Annotated in this window: 5 protein-coding genes; 3 read left to right on the forward strand and 2 right to left on the reverse strand. The window is 56.0% G+C overall.

The genetic code is table 11. The features are described from left to right. Positions 1–203: 203 nt before the first annotated feature. Positions 204–7,151, forward strand: a complete 6,948-nt coding sequence (locus tag ACUHMQ_RS12195) for an autotransporter-associated beta strand repeat-containing protein (protein ID WP_445295733.1) — start codon at positions 204–206, stop codon at positions 7,149–7,151. A gap of 128 nt (positions 7,152–7,279) precedes the next feature. Here ACUHMQ_RS12195 and ACUHMQ_RS12200 read toward each other — a convergent pair whose 3' ends face one another. Both ACUHMQ_RS12200 and ACUHMQ_RS12205 read right to left on the reverse strand, forming a co-directional pair. Beyond that, positions 7,280–8,053 (reverse strand): inositol monophosphatase family protein, encoded by a 774-nt coding sequence (locus ACUHMQ_RS12200; protein WP_445295734.1) that lies wholly within the window; start codon positions 8,051–8,053, stop codon positions 7,280–7,282. A gap of 68 nt (positions 8,054–8,121) precedes the next feature. Continuing rightward, positions 8,122–9,054: a hypothetical protein gene (locus ACUHMQ_RS12205; protein WP_445295735.1), complete on the reverse strand. Its 933-nt coding sequence runs from the start codon at positions 9,052–9,054 to the stop codon at positions 8,122–8,124. Between the two features lie 232 nt (positions 9,055–9,286). Between ACUHMQ_RS12205 and ACUHMQ_RS12210 the strand changes: the two genes are divergently transcribed. Then, the gene (locus ACUHMQ_RS12210) at positions 9,287–10,228 is read left to right on the forward strand and encodes an MBL fold metallo-hydrolase (RefSeq protein ID WP_445295736.1); all 942 of its coding nucleotides are present in this window, start codon (positions 9,287–9,289) and stop codon (positions 10,226–10,228) included. Between the two features lie 206 nt (positions 10,229–10,434). Then, a complete protein-coding gene (locus ACUHMQ_RS12215) occupies positions 10,435–11,961 on the forward strand; it encodes an ImpA family metalloprotease (RefSeq protein ID WP_445295737.1) in 1,527 nt (508 codons plus the stop codon). Positions 11,962–12,051 lie beyond the last annotated feature (90 nt).

Raw genomic sequence — 12,051 nt, forward strand, 5'->3', positions numbered from 1 at the left:
GCTGATCACGAACAGACGCTTGCTAACCTCTCATGCATTCCCCATGCGAAATTCCTTGAACAAGCATCAGTAAGCTTATAAGACAAAAGGATAACGAGCGTTGCACTGTCAATGGCGTGAAAGCCAAAGGCTGAAGGCAACCGGTGGTTACCTGGAAGCTGTTTAAGCAGGTTCTAAGGCTTCTTTTGTCGAGGAGATCCAGCATGGCGCGTCGTAACCCTTCCCCCGTGTGCGGTATTGTTGCGGCCCAAAGGCATAGACCAGCTGCAGTACGGCATGCTTTGCGTCGCAGCGTAGCGGCCATATTGCTGGCCTTTCCCCTACAAAGCTTCGCGATCAATGTTGCCAACGAGTCAGACTGGGCAACTGCCATGGCAGCTGTCAGCGCCGCGGGTGCGGGTTCCACCATCACCATTGACTTCACCTCGAATTTTACACTTACCAGCTCGCTTACCGCGTTACAGGCAAATGCCGCCAACGTCACCGTCAACATCAATGGCGGAGGCATGACTGTCAATGGCGCTTCCACCTACCAAGGCATATCCATACAAGGTAATCAAACACCCACCGTCAATATCTCCTCGCTGACCATTTCCAATACACGCGCCCAAGGTGGTACTGGCCAGGCAGGTTACGCTGGTTATTACACTGTCCCGCTGGCCTATGGGTCGGGCGCCGGTGGTGGGGGTGGCACTGGTGCCGGTGGTGGTCTGTTCGTCGGTGGTGGTGCCAACGTGACGTTGACGGGTGTCAGCTTCAGTTCCAACAGTGCTATCGGCGGTACGGGTGGAGCCGGTGGGAGCGCGCAGAACACCTCGGCAGATATGGTCACCGGGGGCAATGGTGGCGCAGGTGGCGTGTTGAATGGCGGCGCCACTATCGGCGGTGGCGGCGCAGGTGGTACGGGTGGCCATAGTGGCAATGCCACGGTCGGAACAGCTGGGTCTGCCTTAGGTTCGGGTGGTGGCGGTGGTGGTGGCAAAGAACCAGCCGGCAATGGAGACTATTCGGCCCCAAGTTTGTCTGGTGGCGCAGGCAGTGGTGGCGGTGGTTCAGGTGGTACTGGCGGACAAGGTGCCACTCAGCACGGTGTCAACAGCCCTGGGGCCGATGGCGGTAATGGCGGTAATGGCGGTAATGGGAATGGCGGTGCAATCTTTGCCGATGCGGGTGGATCATTAACAATCATCGACACCGCCATTAGCGGCGCTACAGCAACGGGCGGGACTGCAGGTGCGGGTGGGACGGGAGCCGGGTCAAGCGCATTTCCTGGTACAGTAGGCAGTAATGGCAGTGCATCGGGCGCAAGCATCTACCTCAACGGCCTGCGTCTTGGTGTTTCGGTGACTTCCGGCACAGTAACCTACGGAAACGAGATCAGTGGTAACGGGCAAGTGATTTCGGGTGTAACCGAAGCGCTCAATAAAATGGGTAGCGGTACCCTGGCCCTCTCTGCTACCAATAATTTCGTCGGTGGAATCGCCATCAACGGCGGTACGCTCTCGGTCGGGGCAGCAGCCAACCTGGGCTATGCCTACAACAATGTCACGATTGGTACTGGTACCACCCTGGCTGTTACCAACACGACCACGCTGGAAAATACCCGCTACATCTATCTGAACGGCAGCGCAACAATGGACATTGCCACCGGTACCACTACCACGGTGCTGGGGTATGTCGGCAATGGCACACCTGCCGGTTCCTTGAACAAGACCGGCGCAGGCACGCTCGTACTGTCGTATGCCAATGGTTATACCGGCACCACAACCATATCGGCCGGTACCGTAAGACTGGGTGCGGTAGGCGGGATTGCAGACAGCAATGATGTCGCCATCAGCGCCGGTGCGACGCTGGACCTGAACAACTTCAGCAAAACACTCGGTGCAGTAAGCGGGGCCGGTAATGTGGTACTGGGCAGCGGCACATTAACAGCTGGCACCAGCGGCAGTCAGACACTTTCCGGCGTCATCTCGGGTACTGGCGGCCTAACCAAGGCAAATAGCGGCACGCTGACGTTGACGGGCGCCAATACCTATACCGGCGCCACTACCATCAGTGCAGGCACCTTGCAGATTGGCAGCGGCGGCACCACCGGCAGCGTGGCAGGTAACATTACCAACAACGCCACCCTCGCCTTCAACCGGTCCGACAACATCAGCTACACCGGCGTGGTCAGCGGTAGTGGCGCACTCATCAAACAGGGTGCGGGCACACTGACGCTCTCCGGCGCGAATACCTACACCGGTGGCACCACCATCAGCGCCAGTACCTTGCAAATCGGTAACGGCGGCACCACCGGCAGCATTGCGGGCAACGTCACTAACAATGCCGCCCTCACTTTCAATCGGTCAGACAACATCAGCTACGCCGGAAACATCAGCGGCACAGGGGCGCTGACCAAACAAGGCGCTGGGGTATTGACGTTCTCAGGTACCAATACGCATTCCGGCGGCACGACGATCAGCGCGGGCACCTTGCAGATCGGTAGCGGTGGCACCACAGGCAGTTTGACTGGGAACATCACCAACAATGCAGCCCTCACCTTCAACCGGTCGGACAATCTCAGCTACACCGGTAACATCAGTGGCACTGGGGTACTTACCCAACAAGGCGCTGGGATATTGACGCTCTCGGGTACCAATACGCATTCCGGCGGCACGACGATCAGCGCGGGCACGCTGCAAATCGGCAGTGGTGGCACTACCGGCAGCGTAGCAGGCAACATCACCAATAATGCGGCGCTGACCTTCAACCGGTCCGACAACATCAGTTTTGCCAATGTGATTAGTGGCAGTGGTGCGGTCACCAAGCAAGGTGCCGGGGTGTTGACACTCTCGGATGCCAATACCTATACGGGCGGCACCACGATCAGCGCGGGCACATTGCAGATCGGCAGTGGCGGTACCACCGGCAGCCTTGTCGGCGATATCACCAATAATGCTGCCCTCGTTTTCAACCGGTCCGACAACATCAGCTACACCGGCGTGGTCAGCGGTAGTGGTGCGCTTACCAAGCAGGGAAACGGCACATTGACACTCACCGGTGCAAATACCAGCACCGGGGGCACCACCATCAACGCCGGTACCTTGCAGGTCGGAAGTGGCGGCACAATCGGAAGCCTTGCAGGGGACGTCACCAACAATGGCACTCTTGCTTTCAACCGGTCGGACGACAGCAGCTTTGCCGGCGCTATCAGCGGAACCGGAGCACTCATCAAACAAGGTAGCGGAGTACTAACGTTAGCCAGCACCATCAGCCATACAGGTGGTACGACGATCAGTGCGGGTACTCTGCAGATTGGAAATGGCGGCACCACGGGCAGCCTGGCAAGCAATATCACCAATAATGCCGCTCTCGCCTTCAACCGATCGGACGACATCAGCTACACCAACACCATCAGCGGCAGCGGCGCACTCGTCAAACAGGGCGCAGGCACCCTGACGCTCTCCAGCACCCAATCCTACACCGGTGGCACCACCATCAGCGCAGGTACACTGCAGATTGGTAATGGCGGCACCAGTGGCAACATCGTGGGGAATGTGACCGACAATGGAACGTTGGCTTTCAACCGGTCGGACGATATCAATTTCACCGGCAATATCAGTGGAACCGGTGCGCTGACCAAGCAGGGTGCAGGGGTACTGACGCTCTCAGGCACAAATACCTATACCGGCGATACCACCATCAGTGCCGGATCACTACAGGTTGGTAATGGCGGCACCACCGGCAGCTTGGCAGGTAATGTCATCAACAACACCGCCCTCACCTTCAACCGGTCGGACGATCTCGGTTACACCGGTAACATCAGTGGCGCTGGTGCGCTCACCAAACTAGGTGCTGGCGTATTGACATTGTCCGGTATGAATACACATGTCGGCGGCACTACCGTCAGCGCAGGTACCCTGCAAATTGGCAGCGGCGGCAACAGCGGCAGTCTGGTGGGTGATGTCACCAATAATGGAGTACTGGCTTTCAACCGGTCTGATGACATCAGCTTCAGCAACATCATCAGCGGCAGTGGCGCGCTCCTTAAACAGGGCAACGGAATACTGACACTTTCCAATGCCAATACCTATACGGGCGGCACTACCATCAGCGCCGGTACTTTGCAGATTGGTAGCGGTGGCATCAGCGGCAGCTTGGTGGGAAGTGTGGTCAATAACGCAGCGTTGGCATTCAATCGGTCGGACGATATCAGCTTTACCGACACCATCAGCGGCACAGGGGTGCTCGTCAAACAAGGCAGTGGAATACTGACACTCGCCAACACTGCCGGCCATACCGGCGGCACGACGATCAGCGCAGGAACGCTTCAGGTTGGGAATGGCAGCACCACCGGCAGCTTGGCAGGTGATGTCACCAATAACGCCTCCCTTGTCTTCCACCGTGCAGATGGTAGCAACTTCATGGGTGCTGTCAGGGGCAGCGGTTCACTCATCAAACAAGGTGCCGGGGTGCTGACACTTACTGGCGCTGCCAGCCATACCGGCGGTACGACGATCAGCGCAGGTACCTTGCAAGTCGGAGGCGGTGGCAACAGTGGTAGCTTGGCCGGAGATATTACGAACAACGCGACACTCTTGTTCAACCGATCCGATGACATCAACGTTGCCGGTACTATCAGCGGCAGTGGTGCTGTCACCAAACAAGGCACCGGTGTGCTGATACTGACTGGTACGAACGCTCACACAGGTGGTACTACCGTCAGCACCGGTACCTTACAGCTGGGGAATGGCGGCACCAGTGGTAACGTAACCGGCGATATCACCAACAACGCGATACTCGCTTTCAATCGGTCCGATGACATCAACTTCGCGGGTGCGGTCACCGGCAGTGGCACACTGGTCAAACATGGCGCCGGCACCCTAACGCTTACCGGTAATACCAGCCACACCGGTGGCACCATCATCAGCGCAGGTACCTTACAGATCGGCAATGGTGGCAATCTTGCAGGCGATATCATCAATAATGCGACGCTCGCCTTCAACCGCACAGACGACCTGGAGTTTGCCGGTTCGGTCAGCGGCACCGGCACTATCGGCAAAACAGGTGCAGGCAAACTGACGTTGACGGGCGATAACAGCGGTTTCTCGGGCGCTACGACCATAGACGCCGGCAGCGTGCTGCTGACAGGCCGCTTGGCCGGCAGTGTGACATTGCAACGTAATGGCACATTGCAGATCGGCAATGGCGGAGCCAGCGGGGACCTCGCCGGCGCCATACGCAACGATGGCACACTGATCTTTGCACGATCAGATGACTACGATTACACCGGGGCTTTGTCTGGCGATGGCGAACTACGGCAGGAAGGCGCCGGCTTGGTACGCCTGACCGGTACCTACACCTATACCGGTGCAACCATCGTCAAAAGCGGCAGACTTATCCTGGCGGCGGACCTGAACCCTGTCACCACACTCGTCCTTACCTCGGGTAATTTTGACCTCGGAGGACGCAGCCAGACCGTAGCAGGGCTCTCGGGCCCAGCTGGGACGCTGAACCTCAACAATGGGACGCTGACGCTGCTCCAGACGACAGACTCTGAGTTTGGGGGCGTACTGGCAGGCGACAGTACCAGTCGATTGATCAAGAGCGGTACCGGCACATTGAACCTGACCGGTACAAGCAACTTTACCGGAGGGACTACCGTCAATGGCGGCCTGCTTGCTGTCAACGGGTCGCTGCCATCTGCAGTCATGGTGGATACCGGCGGCACCGTAGGTGGTAATGGCACCTTAGGTGGGCTCACCGTGAACAATGGTGGCATTACCGCGCCGGGTAACTCAATCGGCGTGCTCAAGGTCAGCAACGACATCAATTTCACACCGGGCTCGATCTATGAAGTTGAAGTCGATGCAGCGGGGCACAACGACCTGTTGCAAGGCACGGGCAAGATGACCATCACCGGCGGTACGGTTCGGGTGTTGGCAGCCAATGGGGATTACAAGGCTTCCACTACTTATACGATCGCCACCGTTACCGGCACAGTCAACGGCAAGTTCGACCAGGTCACCAGCAATCTGGCGTTTCTTAACCCGGCACTGGCATACGATGCAACCAATGTCTATTTACAGCTGAACCGTAACAGCGTGGCCTTCAGCACGGTTGCCCAGACACCGAATCAGCGCGGCACAGCGGACGGCCTGCAGTCCCTCGGAGCCGGCAACAGCCTTTATGACGCAGTAGTTGCCATGGATGAAACCAATGCACGCGCTGCTTTTGACGCCACATCGGGGGAAATCCATACCGCTTCCAACCTTGCCGGGCGGGAGGATGCACGCATATCGCGTGAAGCCGCACTATCACGGCTATATGGCGCAACCGATAGCGAGTCCGGCGCATGGGCCCAATTGGTCCATAACTGGGGTAAACATAAAGACGATGGCAACGCCGCAAAGTTGGACCGCAAGCAAAAGGGCGTTGTCGTCGGTCTGGATACAGTAACGGCAGGTAACTGGCGCATCGGTTTAGCAGGTGCATTTACTGATACCGACCTGGATATCGACGCCCGTTCAAGCAATGGAACCCTGAAGAACAAGCAACTGCTTCTCTATGCCGGCAGCCGGTCGAAAACCTTGCAATTACGTGGTGGCTTGGGGTGGAACCAGGGTGAGATGGATAGCACCCGCCGTGTGCAGGTTGGTGCGATCAGCAATACGCTGACAGCAAATTACGATGTGAAGGGACGGCAGGCATTTGCCGAAATCGCTTATCGTGTCCCGATAGGGTCTGCTACCGAAATCGAACCAGTTGCGATGCTGGCCAGCGTTCGGGTCAAACAAGCCGCCCTGACCGAATCTGGTGGTGCAGCTGCGCTAACGGGTAGCGCACACGCTACGACCAGCACACTGTCGGTGCTCGGCCTGCGGAGTAAACTGAATCTGCACGACCAATCGTATCTGGCAGCTCAGCTTGGGTGGCAGCACTACTACCATGCAACGCCTCCAACCACACAGCTCAGTTTCGCCAGTGCGCCGGGAACCTTGCCCTTTGAAACTGCAGGCCCAAGGACAGGTCGCAATGCCTTGCTGACCGATATCGCGTACGACAAGCGGCTTAGTTCAACCTTCAGCATCAGCGCACGGTATCGTGGTCTGAGCAGCCGTTCGAACAGTGATCACGCCATCAAGATAGGGGCACTGAAGACTTTCTAGAAACCAGATCAACGCTTCGCGAGTCAGGGCAAGCACAACGCGGGAACGCCCGAGGAAGCCGAATTACAAAGTGTTCCGAGGGCGTTTCAACGCCGTATCGCTAACGCGCAGCAGACTTTGAACAGCTTCTAAGCTGTTAGGACCGCTTTCGCTGCCGCATGCAATGACGCATTCGCAGCAACCAACACCTGCCCTGCTGACGCCTGAGTCAACGGCTCCCCCTGCCAATCGGTCATCAAGCCACCCGCGCCTTGTACTACAGGCACCAGTGCTGCGAAGTCATGCAATTTCAGACCACTTTCTACCACCAAATCGTACCCACCTTGGGCCAGCAACGCATATAGATACGCATCCCCCCCCCAGACTGTGAAACGGCAACTTGCCGCAAGCGCGTTGAAGCGCTCACCCACAGTACCCGTAAGATATTGCGGCCCCGTCGAACCAAGGCGGGCTTTGGCAAGATCTTTTGTCTCCGCTGTACTCACAGGTACACCATTTAGCGTGGTGGACTGCCCCGATACGCCTACCCAACGTTCAGCAAGCACAGGCTGGTCGATAATGCCCAGCACCGGCTTACCGTAATGCAGCAAGCCGATCAAAGTGCAGAAGGTGGGACGGCCCACGATAAAGCTCTTGGTGCCATCCACCGGGTCGAGCACCCACACCCATTCCGCCGTATCACGTTCATTGCCGAACTCTTCGCCGATGATGCCGTGTTCAGGCAGCTCGGCATTCAAGATCGCACGCATGGCTTGCTCAGCGCCACGATCGGCCAATGTCACAGGGCTGGCATCGGCCTTGTCGTCGATTGCCAATCCAGAACGGTAGTAAGGAAGGATGACGGAACGGGCAGCATTGGCCAAACGAAGGGCAGTGGGCAGAAAGTCAGCAGCGTGGGACATGGTCGGCTCTTAGATAAACTTGGGGCTGCCTATGATAAACGAGGGGTTGGCCGAAACCCCTGATCTCTTTATTCTGCGGTAGACGGATCAGCCTTCGCGCCTCCTTTGCCACTGAGTTTGTCCAATACATCCGGCACAAGACGCTCAGCGAAACCGGCGAGAAAACTCCATACACCAAGCTTGGCGACATCGTCACCACTTTTGGGTAGCGGCAAGCCCAGCTCATTTATTGGGGAAAACTGGGGGAACAGCGTGTTGTTGACACCATCCTGCAGCAGTTGACCCAATAGTCCGCTGGCAAGCAGCCCATAAGCCACCGTTGCGAACAAACCGGCAAGCAGCATAGCCTGTACCACACTGCCCTGCCCCACATCCAGCGCACACAGATTACCAAACGCGGTACCACTGTTCGTCTCGCCAGGCCGGGTGGCGCTGGCGGGCTGGGCCCTGCGTGCGATACTGGCATAGCCACCACTTATCCCAAGCCAGGACACCATCGCCAAAATAGCGACTGCCGGCATTTCGACCAGTGAACTAAAGCAGGCTAAAGCCAAAGCAAGCACCGTAACCCACAAAAGCGTTTCGCCCAGCCGCTTTCTCAAACGCCATGCTTCCTGTTCCCGCAACAGATTCTTGCGGAACACCCATTGACGTTCCGACTGCATGTTGAGCGCCCAGCAACGTAGGCGATCCTCATACTCCTCTTCAGTCTCCACCGGGCGTTCGTTGGCAGCATTGGTAAATATCTGCCCTAGCACAGCAGCCCGCTCTTCCAACTGATGCTTCGGCATCAGCTGCAATACCCATAGTTCGAGGGTGAACAGCTGCTGCCAGTCAAGGTTGTCACAGTCATCCGCCAGCTGTTTGGCTTCGGCATATCGAGGCAGCTTTTCAGCCTCAGGTGGTAATGCGCGAAAATCGGCCACGACCTGATCGACATATACCCCACCAACAGCCCGGATTTGAGCTAGTGGCCGATTGGACCGGCGTGGATTGTTCATTATTTTTCTCCTCCCATACACTTTTACAGCTTGTCTTTGTGCTCACAGCATCCGCATGGAAGCCCCCAATTGCAAGCACCCCCTATGCGTTAACACAATCAGTCTGCATCTTCGTCGTATTTCTTGTACGAAATGCTGACTTCGATGCCAATAATGCTTGAGCACTTAAGCAGACAAATGACTGGCAACGGTCATATGACTCAATGTAGTCAACAATCCGAAAGCTCCCTTCATGTATACATCCGCCTTCAAGACACTGTGTCTTGCGTTGTCTGTCCTGTCCGGGTCAATCGCCTTGGCAGCACCAAGCCGATGCCCTGCAAACGGGGTTTATCTTCAAGTCCTGGGTTCTGGTGGGCCGGAGCTTAATGGCCGGGCACAGAGCAGCTATTTGATTTGGGATAAGGGAAATGCACGTGTACTGATCGATGCAGGGCCAGGCAGTGCAGTGAATTTTGGTCGGGTAGGCGCACGCTATGAGACGCTGAACGTAATCGCCTTGACGCATCTCCATGCAGACCATAGCGCTGACCTGCCAGCCTTTGTGAAGAATGGCTTCTTCAGTGATCGCAACAAAGATCTACCCATTCTCGGGCCGGATGGCAGCAGTCGTTTTCCCGCAACCACCGATTGGTTGAAAGCGCTTTTTGCGTCTCCCGATGGCGCATACCGTTATCTGGACAGCTTTGTATCCGGTAATGACGACCCGGCTTACCGTCTGCAACCGCAAGATGTCCTGCCCGAAGAGGGTGCAACCCTGACACCTTATCAGGAAGGTGACCTGACATTGACAGCGGCCGGTGTAACACATGGGGCGGTACCAGCACTGGCATGGCGAGTAACGCTCGGCGATCGTTCCGTGGTTTTTTCGGGCGACACGAATGGCAATGGTGATGCGTTGCAGAAGCTGGCGCAGGGAGCTGGCCTGCTCGTCGCCCACAATGCGGTACCGGAGGGTGCCCGAGGTGTTGAACGCGCGCTGCATATGCCACCCTCGCGCATTGGAGAAATCGCAGCGGCAAGCGGTATCAAGACGCTGCTACTGTCGCATCGTATGAATCGGACGCTCGGACGTGAGCAGGATACCCAACAAGCCATACGTAAGTATTACCAAGGTAAGCTGTCTTTCGCCAACGATCTGGACTGTATTCCACTTCCTCGCAATGCGCCGTAAGTGCGTTCATTGAGGTACGCTTGCCCGGTACTCTGCAACCCAAGCTGCTCTTACTAGCAGGTACATAGGTAACTGTTTTCACAGAGAAATTATTCCAACAGACTATCAGAGCATTCGCATATTAATGCATTCGTCATGATAGATTTCGCGCGCTTTCCGGTGACTCGAACGAAGTTACCGGGTTACTTGCCGAGGAATCTTGACCGATGCGCCGCTCCAGCCTTCTACTTAGCCTCTTATTCACTGCATTGCTGACCGCTTGTGGCGGCGGTGGTGGCAGTAATAGCAATACAAGCACTACTCCGGTCACGCCACCTACTGTGCCACCTACTGTCCCGCCCACTGTCCCACCTACTACACCGCCCAGTTCTGCACTCGATGCAGCACTAGTCAGTGGAGATCCAAGTGCACTTAATGATGCAAAGGAAGTGGCTATTCGGGCACGCGATTTTGTTCAACAGATCACAGATCACAGATCACAGATCACAGATCACAGATCACAGATCACAGATCACAGATCACAGATCACAGATCAGCAGACTGCTCGGATTGCAGCAATAAGCAAAGGTGTAAGCAGTGAATATCGGCCCGGCCAACAAAGCCAATTTGTATTGCCCTCGAATAACGAACAGGCACAGCCACTGATTGTGGGAGACAAAGGCAATGTATTAGCCAGTATCAGCGTTGCAGAAGGCGGTCGTAGCGGCGGGTATGGTGTCAATGTATTGGAGCAATTCCAGAACGGCAGCAACACAGCACATATACCCGAATTCAAACGCTTACTGAGCTGGCTGGTTCAAGGCGATGCCGACAGTACCTTGTCCAGCTCATTGCGCTTAGCCTGGGTTGGGCTCGACGCCAATCAGGGCTTAACTGGTTTGAACAAAGCGGAAGTGAAAGCAACCAACTTAAATTGTGACTTCATCGCTGATTCAAATTGTGCAAAGGAAGCACAGCTATTAGTGGTTGGAAGCGGAGTAACAGCAAGCCCGAGTCTTGAGGCCAATATCCGTGCACTAATCAAATCTGGCAAACCCGTGCTCTATCTGCATACCGGCAATTGGAGCCAAAGCGATTCTGGCCAACAAACATTGGCCGCCATGGGCCTCTCGTTCGGTGGTGACAATGGCAACTATTGGCAGGCAGATGCTGTAGCATCAGGCCGCAGCAGTGCGAACAACCTCACCGTTACAACCCAGTTTACGGATGTACTGCCACTATTGAACAGGCTAGCCAATGAAAGCTTCCGCACAGACTACGACTGGAGCAAGTGTTCTGGTAACAATTGCACAGACGTCCCTGGTCTTCAAACTGAATTGCTTAAGCCTGCAGAAGTGTTTCGCAACCAGATCGATGAATTCAACCAAAGGGGGCGGAATATCTTCACTACCTCCAACACCACACTACTAAGGTTGATTGCACTATGGGCCGACGTAACGCGTAAACAGATCAAATACCCACTCGATAAAGCGAACCAAACCATCGCCTTCCAAAAAGCGATCGTTGCGGATACCTGGGTTGCCTACGTACGGAACAAGAACGTTGCACAAACGGACCTTGGCACCTTCGCGTCCAGTACTGCAGCCAGCTTGCCTGTTTCAACCGCGGATGAAACGGTAACAGTTACATTGCCAGCAGAACATGGCTTTACTACGGTCGGTCGCTTAGCAGTTCCCGGTAAAGCACTGCAAATTGAACTAGGGTCTGTTGACGTTTTGACTTCGGTATATTGAAGAAGCGCAGCAAACCCGCAGAATTACGGTTCCTATACCAATCACCCTGCGGGTTTGCTATGCCCCGATTGATGCTCAGTGACGAGCTTT

Source organism: Chitinimonas violaceus, assembly GCF_052601015.1.

Coding starts and splice junctions, on each gene's coding strand:
- ACUHMQ_RS12195 (WP_445295733.1), top strand. CDS start 204: ATGGCGCGTCGTAACCCTTCCCCCGTGTGCGGTATTGTTGCGGCCCAA.
- ACUHMQ_RS12200 (WP_445295734.1), bottom strand. CDS start 8,053: ATGTCCCACGCTGCTGACTTTCTGCCCACTGCCCTTCGTTTGGCCAAT.
- ACUHMQ_RS12205 (WP_445295735.1), bottom strand. CDS start 9,054: ATGAACAATCCACGCCGGTCCAATCGGCCACTAGCTCAAATCCGGGCT.
- ACUHMQ_RS12210 (WP_445295736.1), top strand. CDS start 9,287: ATGTATACATCCGCCTTCAAGACACTGTGTCTTGCGTTGTCTGTCCTG.
- ACUHMQ_RS12215 (WP_445295737.1), top strand. CDS start 10,435: ATGCGCCGCTCCAGCCTTCTACTTAGCCTCTTATTCACTGCATTGCTG.